Here is a 16,935-nt window from a genome sequence, read left to right as displayed (position 1 = left end):
CCGCACAGGAGCACCGCACAGGAGCACCGCACAGGAGCACCGCACAGGAGCACCGCACAGGAGCACCGCACAGGAGCACCGCACAGGAGCACCGCACAGGAGCACCGCACGGGAGCGCCACAACGAGCGCTCCCGGGGCCCCCCAAGGGCCGCCGCACAGGAGCCCCGCACCGAGCGCTCCCCCGGGGCCCCGCAAGGGTCGCCGCCAGAAGGCCCCCGTCGGCCCCCGCCGGTCCCCGGGGAAGCCCCCAGTCGTCCTCGCATGGCCGCCCGCAGGGCTGGGCATACGCCCCCAATGGCCCGAGCCGCCCGCCCGCGTACCGTCCTCGCCCGTCTCGCCCAGCGCTACCGCTCGCACCACACCAGTCCCACCAGTGCCCTCCTCCACACCCCGCACCCCTGGGGCCGCGCCCTCGGTCTTCTGGCCGTCGTGCTGCTCGGGGCCTGGCTCGGGCTGCTCACGGTGGGGGATGTCCGCACTCCTGTCGGTCCCGTCGATACGACCATGACCCTCCGCCCCTCCCTCACCGGCGGGACGAAGATCAACGTCTCTCCGCTGGGCTCCCTGCAGCTCGATTCCCACACCGCCCCCATCCGCCTCGACGTGGACGTCGACCAGCTCGATCCGGACCGCTCGGCGGCCCTGGTCAACCATCCGGAGCGGATATCCGGGCTGCAGGAGGAGATCACCCAGGACGTCGGCGCCGGCGCGCTCGATCTGGCCCTGCGTTCCTCCGTCGCCGTCCTCGCGGGCGCGTCCGCGCTCGGGCTTGCCGTCTACCGCCGCCCCCGCCGCGCCCTGGCCGCCGGCGGTCTCGCTCTGGCCCTCCTGACGGCCTCCGGTATCACCGCGTTCGCCACCTGGAACCCGAAGTCGGTTCTGGAGCCGAAGTTCTCGGGACTGCTCTCCTCGGCACCCTCGGTCGTCGGCGACGCCCGCAACATCGTGTCCGAATTCGACGTCTACCAGAAGGAGTTGGCCCGGCTGGTCACCAACGTGACCAAGCTCTACAACGTCACCTCCACCCTCCCCGCGTACCAGCCGTCCCCCACCACGATGCGCGTCCTGCACGTCTCGGACATCCATCTCAACCCGGCGTCCTGGAGCATCATCGGCTCGCTCGTCGAGCAGTACGACATCGACGCGATCATCGATTCCGGCGACACCATGGACCACGGCAGCTCCGCCGAGAACGTCTTCCTCGACGCCGTCCCGGACCTGGGGGCCCCGTACATCTGGGTGCGCGGCAACCACGACTCGGCGGCCACCCAGGCGTACATGTCCCGCCTGAAGAACGTGCACGTGCTCGACAACGGCAGCGTCGTCACCGTCGCGGGCGGGCTGCGCGTCGCGGGCACGGGCGACCCGCAGTTCACCCCCGACCGCTCCGTGAAACCGCAGGGCGACGACAACGAGCGCGCCGCCGGCGTCCGGCTGGCCGCCGCCCTCCGCGCCCAGAAAGCGGCCCGCACCCCGGTCGACATCGCGGTCGCCCACAACCCGATCGCCGCCGCCAGGACCGACGGCGAGGTGCCGCTCGCCCTCGCCGGCCACACCCACGAACGCAAGACCGAGATCATGAAGCGCGGCACCCGCCTGATGGTCGAGGGCTCCACCGGCGGCGGCGGTCTGCGCGCCGTCGAGGACGACGACCCGCAGAAGATCCGCGCCTCGCTCCTCTACCTGGACCGGGACACCCGCCGTCTGCAGGCCTGGGACGAGATCACGCTCGGCGGCCTGGGCCTGTCGACGGCCGAGGTCAGCCGCCATCTCCCGGAGACCAACACTCCCGGAGCCAACCCCTCGAAGCCCCCCGGCCACCTGTCCCCGTAAACCGTTTTGGCGATCCCACCCGGCATCCCATATGCTTCTCACGTCCCCGACGCGCTGCAAGGCGCACAGGCGGGCCAATTAGCCCTCATCGTCTAGTGGCCCAGGACGCCGCCCTTTCAAGGCGGTAGCACGGGTTCGAATCCCGTTGGGGGCACGCAACACTTGTGCGAGACTTGTGCTCGCACTGCTTGGTCCTGTGGAGCAGTTTGGAGTGCTCGCCACCCTGTCAAGGTGGAGGCCGCGGGTTCAAATCCCGTCAGGACCGCTACGGATCGCAAGATCCGAGTGGCTGGGTAGCTCAGTTGGTACGAGCGATCGCCTGAAAAGCGATAGGTCGCCGGTTCGATCCCGGCCCCAGCCACCATTCGAAAGGCCCCGTTCTTCGCCGAACGGGGCCTTTCGCGTTTGCCCCCTGCGACTCGCCCGAGAGCCCGGTGTTGCCCCCGCTGTCAGTCGCGGGGGAACACCGGATCTCCTCAGCCCTTGGCCATCGGGAACGCGAGGAACGTCGGGTAGCGGTACGGGCGGCCCCTGTTGGCCGCGACCGTCGCAATGATCATGAAGACGATCACCGTGATGCCGTACGCGAGGAGCAGCAGCATCGGCACCGTCTGGAGCATCGCCACGTTCCCCGGCAGCAACGCCAGCAGCAGCGACAGCCCGACCATGCCCGCGCTGTAGATCAGCGAGGTCAGCGCGAGGTTCAGCGCCGCCGTGGCGTGCGCGTGGGTGAAGGGGTCGCGGGCGCCGGAGCGGATCGACAGGCCGACCACCCAGGCGAGCAGCCCGGAGAGGCCGCAGCTGATGCCGGAGCCGACGGTGAGCGCGAGGAGCGTGCCCAGGTGGGCCCACATCCCGGAGGTGGTGGAGAACTGCTGCGGGGGCATGCCGTAGCCGTAGTCGTACGGGCCGGGGCCCGGAACGCCGTACGGAGGCTGCTGGCCGGGCGCACCCTGCGGGTAGCCGTACGGGGACTGCTGGCCGGGCCCGCCTTGCGGGTAGCCGTACGGGCCGCCGGCCGGCGCGGAGCCGTAACCTCCGTTCGCGTCCTGGGGCGGTTGGGCGGGCGGGGGTGTGGTCATCGGGGAAGTCGTTCCTCGGGTAGGCGCTTCGGGTCGCCCTCATTGTCCTGGTCATGACTCCGGCCGCTGTCACCGCCGTGGTCCCCGCCGCTGCGGGCATCGTGCTCCCGGCCGCTGTCCCTGCCCCTGCCGCTGTCCCGGCCGCGCGTCGCCCGTACGCCGAGTACCGCGCCCACCACCGCCACCAGGGCCGCCAGCAGCGCCCAGTCCGGGACCGCTTCGCCGAGGCCGCTCGCCCAGCGTTCGACGGCGAAGGAGTCGTCGACGTCGAGGAGGCCGGGGAGGGCGGTCGCGCCGTCGAAGAGGAGGAAGAGGACGCCGAGGGCGATGAAGAAGAGGCCGGAGAGGAGGGAGGTGGTGTGAAGTTCGAAGCGGCCGACGGTGAGGGTGCGGCCGCGGAGCCACCGCCGCCGCCCCAGGTCGAAGCGTTCCCAGAGGAGGGCGAGGAGGAAGAGCGGGACGGCCATGCCCAGTGCGTAGACGGCGAGGAGCAGGCCGCCGTAGACGGGGCTGCCGCTGACGGCGGCGACGGTGAGGACGCTGCCGAGGATGGGTCCGGCGCAGAAGCCCGCGAGGCCGTAGACCGCGCCGAGCGCGTACACGGAGAGGGCCGTGGTGGGGCGGATGCGGCCCGACAGCTCGGCCATCTTCTTCGACGCGAAGCCCATGCCGAGGATCTGGGCGACACCGAGCGCGATGATCACCCAGCCGGCGACGGTGACCAGCAGGTCGCGGTTGCCGTAGAAGAACCGCCCTGCGTACGAACCCGCGGCCCCCAGCGGTACGAGGGTCGTCGCCAGGCCCGCGTAGAAGAGGCAGGTGCGGGCGAGGAGGCGGGACTTCGAGTCGATGGAGTACGCGAAGAAGGCGGGCAGCAGGAGGGCGCTGCACGGGCTGACGAGGGCGAGGAGACCGCCGAGGAAGGCGGCGAAGTAGCCGATGTCGGGGGTCACTTCTGCGCGTCCTTGGCGTCCTTGGCGTCCTTGGCGTCCTTCGGGCCCGCCGGGGCCTTCGTGCCCGCCGGGGTCTTCGCGGCGGCTGTCTTCGCGGCGGCCTCGATGGCCTGGTCGAAGACCTCGTCGGGCTGGGCGCCGGAGATCGGCCGCCCGTTGACCAGGAAGGACGGGGTGGAGGTGGCGCCGAGCCGGTACGCCTCCTCCTGGTCCTTCTTCACGGCGGCGCGGGCCTGGGCGCTGTCGGAGTCGGCGGTGAACTTCCCGATGTCCTTCACCCCGGCCTCCTCCGCGATCGCCTTCAGCCGGTCCGCCCCGTACCCCTTCGCCTTGGCGTCCTTGGCGTAGGCGGCCTGGTGGAAGGGCCAGAAGGCGCCCTGCCGGCCGGCGGCCCAGGCAGCGCGGGCGACGGCCTCGGACTCCTCGCCGAAGATCGGGAAATTGCGCCATTCGATGCGCAGGGTGCCGTTGTCGACGTACTTCTTCACCAGCTTCGGCTCGGTGTCGCGGGCGAACTTGCCGCAGTAGCCGCACTTGAAGTCGGCGTACTCGACGAGCACGACGGGCGCGTCCGCCTTCCCCTGCGCGAGCGGGTCGCCCTCGGTGCGGCGGGCGAGCTTCTCCAGCTCGGGGTAGACGCCGTTCTGCGGGTCGGCGGCGGCGGTGGGGCTGGAGGTGTCGAGGGTGGGGGTGAGGGTGTTGTCCTCGGGCTTGGTCGCGGAGTAGGAGGCGAGGCCGAGCAGGACGGCGGCGGTGGCGATGCCGGCGCCGATAAGGATTCCGCGGGGCTTGTTCTTGGCCTGGGTCTTGGCCTGGGTCTTGGGGGTCTTCTTGGTGCTGGGCATGGGGGTGCTGTTCTCCTGGCGGTACGTGGGTGCGTACGGAAGTGGTCGGCGCGAAGAGGGCAGGGGTGGGCCCGCCCGCGCCGCCTAGACGCGCAGGAGTACGGAGAGGTCTACGGGGGTCGGCGGGCCGGCCGGTGGCGGAGCGCGGCCACCGGCGACCGGACCCGCGCCCTGGTCGAGGCTCCAGCCGCCGGCGCTGCCACGGGCCTCGAAGAGGGCGGGCATCAGCTCGTACGGGGTGCCGTGCCGGGCGGGGGTGGAGGGCTGACCGGCGCCGTCGGAGGGGGCATGGGGGCGGCAGCCGGGGGTGTCGGAGGCGAACGTGGGCTGGGCGGTCGGGGCCGTGCTGGACACGGATGCGCCCGTATTCGCGCCCTCGCTCGCGCTCGCCGTGAGGACGGCGGGGCCGCAGAACACGCCGAGGACGACCGCGACCACGACTGCCCAGCGGGGCCAGCGCGCGCGTGCGACGACGGACACGGGCGGGCCTCTCTGGTCGAACGGGACGTTTCCGTCCACGAGGGTACGTGGGGTGGAGCGGGGACCAGGGCATGCGGTCGCGGAGGGGGCGTGCTCCGCGTGGGGGCCGCCCCCTTGCCCACCCGTCCCGCCCCCGGGGGGCGGCCCCGCTGCCCAAGGAGGCTCGGGGAGGTAGGGGCAGGCATTTAGGGGCGCGGGGAACTGCGCGACCAGCCACGACGCACCCGCACGATGCCCACGCCCCGGGCCCCGCCCCGGAAATCGGTTCGCCACGACTCCGCTCCGGGTGAGATCCTGGGCCAGGTATGTCTACTTCCCTCGCCGACCTCCAGGCCACCCTCGCCCAGAGCTCGCTCCGTGACGCCCACCGCCTCGGCCGCCGTCTCGAAGGCGCCCGTCGCATCCGTAACCCGGAGGCCCGGCAGGCCGTTCTGGACGAGCTCGCCGTGGAGGCCGGGAAGTCCGCCGCCAGGGTGGCCGCACGTGCCTCCCGCGTGCCCACGATCACGTACCCCGAGAACCTTCCCGTCAGCCAGAAGAAGCAGGACATCGCCGACGCGATACGCGACCACCAGGTCGTGATCGTCGCGGGCGAGACCGGCTCCGGCAAGACGACCCAGATCCCCAAGATCTGCATGGAACTCGGCCGCGGAGTCCGCGGGATGATCGGCCACACCCAGCCCCGCCGCATCGCCGCCCGCACCGTCGCCGACCGCATCGCGGACGAGCTGAAGACGCCGCTCGGCGAGGCCGTCGGCTGGAAGGTCCGGTTCACCGACCAGGTGAATCAGGAGGCGACGTTCGTCAAGCTCATGACGGACGGCATCCTGCTCGCCGAGATCCAGACCGACCGCGAGCTGCGCGCGTACGACACGATCATCATCGACGAGGCCCACGAGCGAAGCCTGAACATCGACTTCCTGCTCGGCTACCTCGCCCAGCTGCTCCCCCGGCGCCCCGACCTCAAGGTCGTCATCACCTCGGCGACCATCGACCCGGAGCGCTTCTCCCGGCACTTCGGCGAGGCGCCCATCGTGGAGGTCAGCGGGCGGACGTATCCCGTCGAGGTCCGCTACCGCCCTCTCCTCGAAGAGGAGGGCGACGACTCCGACCGCGATCAGATCACCGCCATCGCGGACGCCGTCGACGAGCTCCAGTCCGAAGGTCCGGGCGACATCCTCGTCTTCCTCTCCGGCGAGCGGGAGATCCGCGACACCGCCGACGCGCTCAACAAACGCAACCTCCGCCTCACCGAGGTGCTCCCCCTCTACGCACGGCTCTCGCACGCCGAGCAGAACCGGGTCTTCCAGCGGCACACCGGCCGCCGCGTGGTCCTCGCGACGAACGTCGCCGAGACCTCCCTGACCGTCCCCGGCATCAAGTACGTGATCGATCCGGGCACCGCCCGCATCTCCCGCTACAGCCACCGCACCAAGGTGCAGCGGCTGCCCATCGAGCGGATCTCGCAGGCCAGCGCCAACCAGCGCAAGGGCCGTTGCGGTCGTACATCGGACGGCATCTGCATCCGGCTGTACTCCGAGGACGACTTCCTCACCCGCCCCGAGTTCACCGACCCGGAGATCCTGCGCACCAACCTCGCGTCCGTCATCCTCCAGATGACCGCGGCCGGCCTGGGCGAGATCGAGAAGTTCCCGTTCATCGACCCGCCGGACCACCGGAACATTCGCGATGGTGTGCAGCTGCTCCAGGAGCTCGGGGCCCTCGACCCGAACGAGAAGGACCCGAAGAAGCGGCTGACGCAGCAGGGCCGCAAGCTGGCCCAGCTGCCCGTGGACCCGCGGCTGGCCCGGATGGTCCTTGAGGCCGACAAGAACGGTTGCGTGCGCGAAGTGATGGTGATCGCTTCCGCGCTCTCCATCCAGGACCCGCGCGAGCGCCCCGTCGAGAAGCAGCAGCAGGCCGACCAGAACCACGCCCGGTTCAAGGACGAGACGAGCGACTTCCTCTCCTTCCTGAACATGTGGCGGTACCTCCGCGAGGAGCAGAAGGAGCGCGGCTCGTCCTCGTTCCGCCGGATGTGCAAGCAGGAGTACCTGAACTTCCTGCGGATCCGTGAGTGGCAGGACATCTACGCCCAACTCCGGTCCGTGGCGAAGCAGATGGGGATCCACATCAACGAGGAGGACGCACCGGAGATCTCCGTGCACACCTCCCTCCTGGCCGGTCTGCTCTCCCACCTCGGGCTCAAGGACACCGAGAAGAACGAGTACCTGGGCGCCAGGAACGCCAAGTTCGCGATCTTCCCCGGCTCCGCGCTCTTCAAGAAGCAGCCGCGCTTCATCATGTCCGCGGAACTCGTCGAGACCTCCCGGCTGTGGGCGCGCGTCAACGCGAAGGTCGAGCCGGAGTGGATCGAGCCGCTCGCCCAGCACCTGCTCAAGCGCACGTACAGCGAGCCGCACTGGGAGAAGGACCAGGCGGCCGTCATGGCGTACGAGCGGGTCACACTGTACGGCGTCCCGATCGTCGCCCAGCGCAAGGTCAACTACGGCCGCATCGACGCCGAGATCTCCCGCGACCTCTTCATCCGCAACGCGCTCGTCGAGGGCGACTGGCGCACGCACCACAAGTTCTTCGCCGACAACCGCAAACTCCTCACCGAGGTCGAGGAGTTGGAGCACCGCGCCCGCCGCCGCGACATCCTCGTCGACGACGAGACGCTCTTCGACTTCTACGACCAGCGGATCCCCGAACACGTCGTCTCCGGCGCCCACTTCGACTCGTGGTGGAAGCACAAGAAGCACGACGAGCCCGAACTCCTCGATTTCGAGCGCGAGATGCTCATCAACGAGAAGGCGGCCGGGGTCACCAAGGACGACTACCCGGACTCCTGGCGGCAGGGGCCGCTGAAGTTCCGGGTGACGTACCAGTTCGAGCCGGGTGCGGATGCGGACGGCGTGACCGTCCACATTCCCCTCCAGGTGCTCAACCAGGTCACAGACGAGGGCTTCGACTGGCAGATCCCCGGGCTTCGCGAAGAGGTCGTGACGGAGCTGATCCGCTCCCTCCCGAAGCCGATCCGTCGGCATTACGTGCCTGCGCCGAACTACGCGACGAAGTTCCTGGAGCGGGCGGTCCCGCTGCAAGAACCCCTGCACTTCACCCTCGCGCGTGAACTCCAGAAGATGGTCGGGGTCCCCGTGACCCCCGCCGACTTCGACCTCACCCGCATCCCGGACCACCTGCGCATCACGTTCCGCATCGTCGACGAGCGCCGCAAGAAGCTCGCCGAGGACAAGGACCTGGAGGCGCTGCGTCTGAAGCTCCGCCCGAAGGCCCGCCAGGCCCTCTCCCAGGCGGCAGCGGCCACCGCGGGCCCCACCGGCGAGTCCATCGAGCGCACGGGGCTCACCGACTGGACCATCGGCACGCTCAGCAAGGTCTTCGAGACCAAGCGGGCCGGCCAGCCGGTCAAGGCGTATCCGGCGCTCGTCGACGCGGGCGCGACCGTCTCCGTACGACTCTTCGACACGGAAGCCGAGCAGCGGCAGGCCATGTGGGCGGGCACCCGCCGCCTCGTCCTGCTCAACATCCCGGTGAATCCGGCGAAGTTCGCCTCCGACAAGCTCACCAACCAGCAGAAGCTGGCCCTCTCCAGCAACCCGCACGGCTCCATCCAGGCGCTCTTCGACGACTGCGCCATGGCCGCCACGGACAAGCTGATCGCCGACCACGGCGGCCCGGCCTGGGACGAGGAGTCCTTCCGGAAGCTGTACGACAAGGTGCGCGCGGACCTCGTCGACGCGACCGTAAGGACCGTGGGCCAGGTCCAGCAGGTCCTCGCCGCCTGGCAGGCCTGCGAGCGCCGTCTGAAGTCGACCAACAGCGCGGTCCTGCTGCCCAACCTCACGGACGTACGCAAGCAGCTGAACGTGCTGATGCCGGCCGGCTTCGTCACGAAGACCGGCCTGCGCCGCCTGCCCGACCTGATGCGCTACCTGGTGGCCGTGGACCGGCGGCTGCAGCAGATGCCGACCGGCGCCCAGCGCGACACCGCGCGCATGGAGAAGGTCCACGAGATGCAGGACGAGTACGCCTGGCTCCTGGAGCAGCTGCCGCAGGGCAGGCCCGTTCCGCAGGAGGTGCGGGACATCCGCTGGATGATCGAGGAGCTGCGGGTCAGCTACTTCGCGCACGCGCTGGGGACGGCGTACCCGGTCTCCGACAAGCGGATCGTGAAGGCGATCGATGCCGCCGCCCCGTAGCGGACGGCCTCTCTCCACGGGTTCGACTGCACCCTCTGACCTGCTGTACAGTCTGACTCGCAGCAACACGCGGAAAGCAAAACGACACCGCGTCGAGCTGTGAGTCAAGGTCCTGTGGAGCAGCTTGGAGTGCTCGCCACCCTGTCAAGGTGGAGGCCGCGGGTTCAAATCCCGTCAGGACCGCAGTAAATTCGAAGCCCGCATCCCACCGGATGCGGGCTTCGGTGCTTTCGTGTCCCGTCGCAGCTCAGCGGCCGCGCCCGCGGCGGAGCCGCCGTCGGACACAGCAAATCCCGTCAGGACCGCATGTGTTGAAGGCCCCGATCCTTTTGGATCGGGGCCTTCTTGCGTCTTGACTCCGGCATCTGCCACCGGTAACCCGGACATCAGGGGTCGGGACTCCGGAGGTGACGCGTGGCGGCAGCCGTGGCGAGACACGAGACGCGGGCACTGCTGCGTGCCCATCTGGCAGCCGCCTCGGGCTACCGCCACCGCACCAGGCACTGTCCGATCTGCCACCGCCTCCTGCTGCTCGCTTTGCAGCCCGAGAGAGCGCCGGAGAGGCCCTCCGGGGAGCAGGACGGAAGGGAGTGCGCCGAGCCGGCGACGGAGCGTTCCGCGACTCAGGACGAAAGTCCCCCGAACCCGTGACCATCGCCTCGCGCCCCGGCCTCCTTTTCGGTGGCAAGCTCGGATTTGGCAAGAGTCATGAGCTGTGACGGGTGTCACCGGAAGAGTTTTCGGGGCGGGCTTATTTACGCCCTCCCTACAACAAGCCAATTTAATATGTGCAATTGCACCCTCTGCCGACGGCCTCCACCAGCACCCCCAACGACACCCCGCAGGCGCCCCGCGACACCCCGCGACACCCCTGCCACCGCCCCCTCCGGGCACAAAAAAATCGCGCCGGACTCGGCGGAGTCCGGCGCGATCGACGACACGGCTCCCGTTGGGGCGGGGGCCTGTCGAGTGGAGCTTGGGGTGGGCGCCCGCACCGAGTTGGGGGACCCGGGACGCAATTGCCCTGTACTGCGGGGTGTTGCCGTTACTGCGGGTAAAGATGTGAAGCGGTAATGCGAGGTAATGCGAAGCGTCAGGCCTCGCTGCGCTGCTGCGGAATGCCCGCAAGCAGTGCGCGGACCTCGGCCTCGCGGTAACGCCTGTGCCCACCCAGCGTGCGGATGGACGTGAGCTTTCCTGCCTTGGCCCAGCGGGTCACCGTCTTCGGGTCCACGCGGAACATCGTGGCGACCTCAGCCGGGGTCAGCAGCGGCTCGGCGTCAGGGGTGCGAGCGGTCATGAGCGGCCTCCTCGGGAGAACCGAACCTTCACGGTTCTTTCCTCTAAATTCTGCACCTTGACCCGCGTTGCCCGAAATGGCGGACGCGGGCCGAGTCGGTTATAGGACGAACGGCTTGTCCTCGGCACTACAACTACACCATCCGTCCAGCCGCGTGGGCCAAACCGACGGAATTGCCCTCTGAGGTGTTCATCCGCGACGGAAGCCGATGGACCATGCCATAGCGGACAGTCACCTCACAGTGACGATCAGTCACATGAGCGATCAGGAGTCAACAGACCCCCCATAGCGTGTAATACCGAGCATTCCGCCCCTAGTTGGACGGAAGGAGCCCTCCCCGGACTCCTTGTCCTATTTTGACACGAGGGCGGGGGATGAGCGCAAGGGGCGATTAAGTGCTGTCCGTCACGCTTGCCACAAAAGCCCGGATCAGGACGTAGGTCCCGAGCACTTGTCCCTCACCTGTCACACGCACCACATCACGCTCCGGTTCACTTGAACCTCAGATTTCGCTCAAATCGTGTGCGGTATTCAGCATTCACGCCCGTCGGCCCGCGCTCAGTTCGCGAACTGCCGGTCCCGGACCGCCCGCCAGCGCTCCGCCAGCCGGCTGTACGCACGGGCCGCCCCGTCCGCGTCGCCGGCCCGCAGCGCCCCTATCCCCTCGGCCACGTCCGCCGCCGACCGGTCCCCGGCCAGATGCGTCTCGCCCAGTACGTACGCGAGCCCGCCGTAGTCCAGCTCGACGAGCGAGCGGGGGTGGAACTCCTCCAGCCACCGCCCCACGTCCACCAGCCCCGTCACCAGCGGCCCCTCGTCCCCGTCGCCCACGTGCTCGCGCAGCGTGCGCAGGGCGCGGGCCACCCGGCGCCTGGCCTGCACCATCGGCGTCCGGTAGCGCAGCACCGCCGCCTCGTCCCCCGACGCCTTCACGTACTCGCGCTCCTCGTCCCCGAAGAGGACGAACCAGCGCACCGGCACGTGCCACACCGAGGACCTGATCCACGGCCTGGCGTCCGGGTTCCGCTCCCGCCACCGCTCGTAGTCCGCCTGCGCCTGGTGGCGTACGAGAGGGGGCAGTACGGCGTCCAGGAGCGGCTCCGGGTACTGGCCGTCCAGCTCCTCCAGGGCCAGCCAGCCGCGCAGCCTGGTCCGCCACGGGCACACCACCAGGACCTCGTCGATCTCCGCCACGTACGCGTCGCCGCTCTCGTGCACCGGCACCGCGACGGGCGGGGTGGGCAGCAAGTCGGCCAGGGAGCACCGGAGTTCGTCCTGCGGCCCCGGCAGCGCACCGCGGCGGGCGTAGCGGGCCCAGTGGGTGCGCTCCGGTTCGGGGAAGGCCGCCAGCGGTTCGTACACCCGCAGGGCCGACACGTACGGGACGATCACCGATGACGCCAGTGGCACGCCAGCTCCTCAGCTCGACCGGAAGCAAAGACCGGAAGCGAATCGTCCCACGGGGGTACTTCGGAAGGGGGTGATCCCGGGTACCGACCCTTGCCACGGGCCGCCAGGGCCTACTCTCATGCCCATCGGCCCTCTCCACCCGCAAGAGGGTTTCACCGTCTCGTACTTTGGGAGTCACCACAGTGACCGCATCTTCCGACGGCGTCCTGCACACCCTGTTCCGCTCGGAGCAGGGTGGCCACGAGCAGGTCGTGCTCTGCCAGGACCGCGCCTCCGGCCTCAAGGCCGTCATCGCCCTCCACAACACGGATCTCGGTCCGGGCCTCGGCGGCACCCGCTTCTACCCGTACGAGAGCGAGGAGGCGGCCGTCGCGGACGCCCTCAACCTCTCGCGCGGGATGAGCTACAAGAACGCCCTGGCGGGTCTCGACCACGGCGGCGGCAAGGCCGTGATCATCGGCGACCCCGAGCAGATCAAGACGGAGGAGCTGCTCCTCGCCTACGGCCGGTTCGTGGCCTCGCTCGGTGGCCGCTACGTGACCGCGTGCGATGTCGGCACGTACGTGGCGGACATGGACGTCGTGGCACGCGAGTGCCGGTGGACCACCGGCCGTTCCCCCGAGAACGGCGGCGCGGGCGACTCGTCCGTACTGACCGCCTTCGGTGTCTTCCAGGGCATGCGGGCCTCCGCGCAGCACCTGTGGGGCGACCCGACACTGCGCGGCCGCAAGGTCGGCGTCGCCGGTGTCGGCAAGGTCGGCCACCACCTGGTGGAGCACCTGCTGTCCGACGGCGCCGAGGTCGTCATCACGGACGTACGGGAGGAGTCGGTGCGCCGCATCACCGACCTGCACCCCGAGGTCGCCGTGGTCGCCGACACCGAGGCGCTGATCCGCGTCGAGGGCCTGGACATCTACGCCCCGTGCGCACTGGGCGGCGCCCTGAACGACGACAGCGTGCCGGTGCTGACCGCGACCGTGGTGTGCGGCGCGGCCAACAACCAGCTCGCCCACCCGGGTGTCGAGAAGGACCTCGCCGACCGCGGGATCCTCTACGCGCCGGACTACGTGGTCAACGCGGGCGGTGTGATCCAGGTCGCCGACGAGCTGCACGGCTTTGACTTCGACCGGTGCAAGAAGAAGGCCACGAAGATCTTCGACACCACGCTGGAAATCTTCGCACGTGCGAAGAGCGACGGTGTTCCGCCGGCTGCGGCGGCCGACCGGCTGGCCGAGCAGCGGATGGCTGAGGCACGCGCACGGCGCTGATCGGAGCGGGCTGATCCGCCGCGGGGGAGGAGTTGGGGAGACATCACTCACCCCCCTCGGCGGGTCGGCCGTCAGGAAGGGGCTAAAATCGCGGTTGACCAGCGGGGACGGGACGTCCCGCCGGTTGTGCTTCGCGGTGTCTCCTGCGGGCGGCGTACCGTATGGCCAAAGAAGCAGGTACCGTTGAAGTCCTGCGGACCGGTCTCTTCACGGAGAGTCCGTTCCCAACCATGAACGCGTGTCAAGACTCTGGGGCCGTCGAGCCCCGTCACCGAGGGGGTCGAGCCATGGGGCGCGGCCGGGCAAAGGCCAAGCAGACGAAGGTCGCCCGCCAGCTGAAGTACAGCAGCGGCGGGACTGACCTGTCGCGTCTGGCCAATGAGCTGGGCGCTTCGACTTCGCAACAGCCGCCGAATGGCGAGCCGTTCGAGGACGATGACGAGGAAGACGATCCGTACGCACAGTACGCGTCGCAGTACAACGACGATGACGAGGACGATGAGTCCGGTCCTTCGTCGCAGCGCCGCGGCGCTTGACGCTTCAGTTCTGGCCGGTCACTTCCGGTCGTCCCCGTTCTGGCGTTCGTACACCTCGAAAATTTTCATAAGGTTTGAGCAGTTCCACAGGACCCGGTCCGAGGCTTTCGCCCCGGACCGGGTTCTGTGCGTCCCAGTGCCTGTTCCGGTGTACTACTTGGCGTAGTCGCCGGTCAGGGTCGCGCCCTCGCGGTGGTCACCGCGGCCCAGGCTGTTTCGATCAACGATGGCGCCGGCGACCCATGACTCGACACCCCGGTCCTCCAGCGTGGCCAGGGCCACGTCGACCGACTCCTGCGGGACGACGGCGATCATGCCCACGCCCATGTTGAGGGTCTTCTCCAGCTCAAGGCGTTCGACCTTGCCTGCCTGGCCGACGACGTCGAAGACGGCGCCGGGGGTCCAGGTCGAGCGGTCGACCGTGGCGTGCAGGTGGTCGGGGATCACCCGGGCCAGGTTGTTGGCCAGGCCGCCGCCGGTGACATGGCTGAAGGCGTGCACCGGTGCGGTGCGGGTGAGCGCCAGGCAGTCCAGCGAGTAGATCTTGGTCGGCTCCAGCAGCTCCTCGCCGAGCGTGCGGCCGAATTCGGCCACCTCGCGGTCGAGGGCCCAGCCGGCGCGGTCGAAGACGACGTGCCGGACGAGCGAGTACCCGTTGGAGTGAAGACCGGAGGACGCCATCGCGATGACGGCGTCGCCCTCGCGGATCCGGTCGGCGCCGAGCAGCTGGTCGTACTCCACCACACCGGTGCCGGCGCCCGCCACGTCGAAGTCGTCCGGGCCGAGCAGGCCCGGGTGCTCGGCCGTCTCGCCGCCGACCAGGGCGCAGCCGGCGAGGACACAGCCTTCGGCGATGCCCTTCACGATGGCCGCGACACGCTCGGGGTGCACCTTGCCGACACAGATGTAGTCGGTCATGAAGAGCGGTTCGGCGCCGCAGACGACGAGGTCGTCGACGACCATGCCGACGAGGTCGTGGCCGATGGTGTCGTACACGCCCATCTGGCGGGCGAGGTCGACCTTCGTACCGACGCCGTCGGTCGCGGAGGCCAGCAGCGGACGCTCGTAGCGCTTCAGGGCGGAGGCGTCGAAGAGACCGGCGAAACCGCCGAGGCCACCGAGGACCTCGGGGCGCTTCGTCTTCTTCACCCACTCCTTCATCAGCTCTACGGCGCGGTCGCCGGCTTCGATGTCGACGCCCGCGGCTGCGTAGCTGGCACCGGTGCCCGTCTGCGGAGCAGACCCGGAAGACTCAGTAGACATGCTGGGAACTTTCGTGTCGTACAACAGGGTTTTACGGGCGCGCTCAGGGACGACGGAGAGCGTCGGCGGCGGCGGTGTTCGCCGGGCCGGCCGCGAGCTCGGTCTCCAGGAGCTGCTTGCCGAGGAGCTCCGGGTCGGGGAGCTCCATGGGGTACTCGCCGTCGAAGCAGGCGCGGCAGAGGTTCGGCTTGGCGATGGTGGTCGCCTCGATCATGCCTTCGAGGGAGATGTACGAGAGCGAGTCGGCACCCATGGAGGTGGCGATCTCGTCCACGGTCATCCCGTTGGCGATCAGCTCGGCGCGGGTGGCGAAGTCGATGCCGAAGAAGCAGGGCCACTTCACGGGGGGCGAGGAGATACGGATGTGGATCTCCGCCGCGCCCGCCTCGCGGAGCATCTTGACCAGCGCGCGCTGGGTGTTGCCGCGGACGATCGAGTCGTCGACGACCACCAGGCGCTTGCCCTTGATGACTTCCTTCAGCGGGTTGAGCTTCAGACGGATGCCGAGCTGGCGGATCGTCTGGGACGGCTGGATGAAGGTCCGGCCGACGTACGCGTTCTTGACGAGCCCGGAGCCGTACGGAATTCCGCTGGCTTCGGCGTATCCGATCGCGGCAGGGGTGCCGGATTCGGGTGTCGCTATGACGAGATCGGCCTCGGCAGGAGCTTCCTTGGCCAGTTTGCGGCCCATCTCGACCCGGCTGAGATAGACGTTGCGGCCCGCGATATCGGTGTCGGGGCGCGCGAGGTAGACGTACTCGAAGACACAGCCCTTGGGCTTCGCTTCTGCGAATCGAGAGGTACGGAGACCGTTCTCGTCGATCGCGATCAGCTCGCCCGGCTCGACCTCGCGGACGTACGCGGCGCCGCAGATGTCGAGGGCGGCGGACTCGGAGGCCACCACCCAGCCGCGCTCCAGACGGCCCAGGACCAGCGGGCGGATGCCCTGCGGGTCGCGGGCCGCGTACAGCGTTCCCTCGTCCATGAAGACGAGGGAGAAGGCGCCCATCACCTGCGGGAGCACCTTTGCGGCGGCCTCCTCGATGGTCAGGGGCTTGCCGTCGTCGTCGGTCTGGCCCGCGAGGAGGGCCGTGACCAGGTCGGTGTCGTTGGTGGCTGCCACCTGGGTGGCGCGGCCGTTCTCCTTGGGGAGATCGGCGACCAGTTCGGCGAGCTGCGCCGTATTGACCAGGTTTCCGTTGTGGCCGAGCGCGATCGAGCCGTGCGCGGTGGCACGGAATGTCGGCTGCGCGTTCTCCCACACCGAGGCTCCGGTGGTGGAGTAGCGGGCGTGACCGACCGCGATATGGCCCTGGAGGGAGCCGAGAGAGGTTTCGTCGAAGACTTGCGAGACCAGTCCCATGTCCTTGAAGACCAGGATCTGGGACCCGTTGCTTACTGCGATTCCCGCGGACTCTTGTCCACGGTGCTGCAGTGCATACAGTCCGAAATAGGTGAGCTTGGCGACCTCTTCGCCGGGAGCCCAGACACCGAAGACGCCGCAAGCGTCCTGGGGGCCTTTCTCACCGGGGAGCAGGTCGTGGTTGAGTCGTCCATCACCACGAGGCACGGCACCGAGTGTAGGCGAGATCGACCACTGGTCCGAATTGGGGATACGGACGGGGCCCGGGACGAGGCGAAACGGTCCTGCGGGGGCGCAGGTAGGGGGTGCGGTCGGGCATGCGGTCGGGCGGTCGGGCCGGGTGGCACTCCGCGCGGGGGCAGGCATTTAGGGGCG

Annotated in this window: 13 protein-coding genes and 4 tRNA genes; 9 read left to right on the top strand and 8 right to left on the bottom strand. The window is 69.3% G+C overall.

What is annotated here, in order from left to right; translation table 11 throughout:
• The first annotated feature begins 295 nt into the window (after positions 1-295).
• From AB0D18_RS25710 to AB0D18_RS25695, 4 genes are all read left to right on the top strand, one after another.
• Complete coding sequence (locus AB0D18_RS25710) at positions 296-1,834, top strand: metallophosphoesterase (protein WP_362422950.1); 1,539 nt, start codon at positions 296-298, stop codon at positions 1,832-1,834.
• Between the two features lie 81 nt (positions 1,835-1,915).
• A tRNA-Glu gene (locus AB0D18_RS25705) sits at positions 1,916-1,988 on the top strand.
• A 36-nt stretch (positions 1,989-2,024) separates the two neighbouring features.
• A tRNA-Asp gene (locus AB0D18_RS25700) sits at positions 2,025-2,099 on the top strand.
• A 22-nt stretch (positions 2,100-2,121) separates the two neighbouring features.
• Positions 2,122-2,198, top strand: a tRNA-Phe gene (locus tag AB0D18_RS25695).
• 112 nt (positions 2,199-2,310) lie between these two features.
• On the opposite strand, the gene AB0D18_RS25690 is transcribed toward AB0D18_RS25695, so the two are convergent.
• The 4 genes from AB0D18_RS25690 to AB0D18_RS25675 all read right to left on the bottom strand — a co-directional run bounded on the left by AB0D18_RS25690 (position 2,311) and on the right by AB0D18_RS25675 (position 5,194).
• Complete coding sequence (locus AB0D18_RS25690) at positions 2,311-2,916, bottom strand: DUF4870 domain-containing protein (protein WP_362422947.1); 606 nt, start codon at positions 2,914-2,916, stop codon at positions 2,311-2,313.
• A complete protein-coding gene (locus AB0D18_RS25685; RefSeq protein ID WP_362422944.1) occupies positions 2,913-3,869 on the bottom strand; it encodes a cytochrome c biogenesis CcdA family protein in 957 nt (318 codons plus the stop codon). The genes AB0D18_RS25690 and AB0D18_RS25685 overlap by 4 nt, the downstream gene beginning before the upstream one ends.
• Complete coding sequence (locus AB0D18_RS25680; RefSeq protein ID WP_362422941.1) at positions 3,866-4,714, bottom strand: thioredoxin domain-containing protein; 849 nt, start codon at positions 4,712-4,714, stop codon at positions 3,866-3,868. The genes AB0D18_RS25685 and AB0D18_RS25680 overlap by 4 nt, the downstream gene beginning before the upstream one ends.
• A gap of 84 nt (positions 4,715-4,798) precedes the next feature.
• Positions 4,799-5,194 (bottom strand): hypothetical protein, encoded by a 396-nt coding sequence (locus tag AB0D18_RS25675; RefSeq protein WP_362422938.1) that lies wholly within the window; start codon positions 5,192-5,194, stop codon positions 4,799-4,801.
• A 305-nt stretch (positions 5,195-5,499) separates the two neighbouring features.
• Here AB0D18_RS25675 and hrpA point away from each other — a divergent pair, with 305 nt between their 5' ends.
• From hrpA to AB0D18_RS25660, 3 genes are all read left to right on the top strand, one after another.
• Positions 5,500-9,420, top strand: coding sequence for an ATP-dependent RNA helicase HrpA (gene hrpA, locus AB0D18_RS25670; RefSeq protein WP_362422935.1), 3,921 nt, complete (start codon positions 5,500-5,502; stop codon positions 9,418-9,420).
• 108 nt (positions 9,421-9,528) lie between these two features.
• Positions 9,529-9,603, top strand: a tRNA-Asp gene (locus AB0D18_RS25665).
• A 231-nt stretch (positions 9,604-9,834) separates the two neighbouring features.
• Complete coding sequence (locus AB0D18_RS25660; protein WP_362422932.1) at positions 9,835-10,071, top strand: DUF6274 family protein; 237 nt, start codon at positions 9,835-9,837, stop codon at positions 10,069-10,071.
• 442 nt (positions 10,072-10,513) lie between these two features.
• On the opposite strand, the gene bldC is transcribed toward AB0D18_RS25660, so the two are convergent.
• Positions 10,514-10,720 carry a developmental transcriptional regulator BldC gene (bldC, locus tag AB0D18_RS25655; protein ID WP_003949541.1) on the bottom strand — a complete coding sequence of 69 codons (207 nt, stop codon included), beginning with the start codon at positions 10,718-10,720 and terminating at the stop codon, positions 10,514-10,516.
• Positions 10,721-11,278: 558 nt separating this feature from the next.
• Positions 11,279-12,130, bottom strand: a complete 852-nt coding sequence (locus AB0D18_RS25650; protein ID WP_362422929.1) for a hypothetical protein — start codon at positions 12,128-12,130, stop codon at positions 11,279-11,281.
• A 182-nt stretch (positions 12,131-12,312) separates the two neighbouring features.
• Between AB0D18_RS25650 and AB0D18_RS25645 the strand changes: the two genes are divergently transcribed.
• The gene (locus AB0D18_RS25645; RefSeq protein WP_362422927.1) at positions 12,313-13,398 is read left to right on the top strand and encodes a Glu/Leu/Phe/Val dehydrogenase dimerization domain-containing protein; all 1,086 of its coding nucleotides are present in this window, start codon (positions 12,313-12,315) and stop codon (positions 13,396-13,398) included.
• 287 nt (positions 13,399-13,685) lie between these two features.
• Positions 13,686-13,934 (top strand): DUF3073 domain-containing protein, encoded by a 249-nt coding sequence (locus AB0D18_RS25640; protein ID WP_362422924.1) that lies wholly within the window; start codon positions 13,686-13,688, stop codon positions 13,932-13,934.
• Positions 13,935-14,087: 153 nt separating this feature from the next.
• On the opposite strand, the gene purM is transcribed toward AB0D18_RS25640, so the two are convergent.
• Positions 14,088-15,197, bottom strand: a complete 1,110-nt coding sequence (gene purM, locus AB0D18_RS25635) for a phosphoribosylformylglycinamidine cyclo-ligase (protein WP_362422921.1) — start codon at positions 15,195-15,197, stop codon at positions 14,088-14,090.
• 43 nt (positions 15,198-15,240) lie between these two features.
• On the bottom strand, positions 15,241-16,767 hold the full coding sequence (gene purF / locus AB0D18_RS25630) for an amidophosphoribosyltransferase (protein ID WP_362422919.1): 1,527 nt from the start codon (positions 16,765-16,767) through the stop codon (positions 15,241-15,243).
• Between the last annotated feature and the right edge of the window lie 168 nt (positions 16,768-16,935).

Source organism: Streptomyces sp. NPDC048442 (assembly GCF_040651475.1).
Taxonomy (GTDB): Bacteria; Actinomycetota; Actinomycetes; order Streptomycetales; family Streptomycetaceae; genus Streptomyces.
Note: the sequence above shows the minus strand (reverse complement) of the source record. Positions and strands in the feature narration are given on the sequence as shown.

Bases quoted from the DNA above. Each gene is read 5' to 3' on its own strand.
- AB0D18_RS25710 (WP_362422950.1), top strand. From the start codon at position 296: ATGGCCCGAGCCGCCCGCCCGCGTACCGTCCTCGCCCGTCTCGCCCAG.
- AB0D18_RS25690 (WP_362422947.1), bottom strand. From the start codon at position 2,916: ATGACCACACCCCCGCCCGCCCAACCGCCCCAGGACGCGAACGGAGGT.
- AB0D18_RS25680 (WP_362422941.1), bottom strand. From the start codon at position 4,714: ATGCCCAGCACCAAGAAGACCCCCAAGACCCAGGCCAAGACCCAGGCC.
- hrpA (WP_362422935.1), top strand. From the start codon at position 5,500: ATGTCTACTTCCCTCGCCGACCTCCAGGCCACCCTCGCCCAGAGCTCG.
- bldC (WP_003949541.1), bottom strand. From the start codon at position 10,720: ATGACCGCTCGCACCCCTGACGCCGAGCCGCTGCTGACCCCGGCTGAG.
- AB0D18_RS25640 (WP_362422924.1), top strand. From the start codon at position 13,686: ATGGGGCGCGGCCGGGCAAAGGCCAAGCAGACGAAGGTCGCCCGCCAG.
- purM (WP_362422921.1), bottom strand. From the start codon at position 15,197: ATGTCTACTGAGTCTTCCGGGTCTGCTCCGCAGACGGGCACCGGTGCC.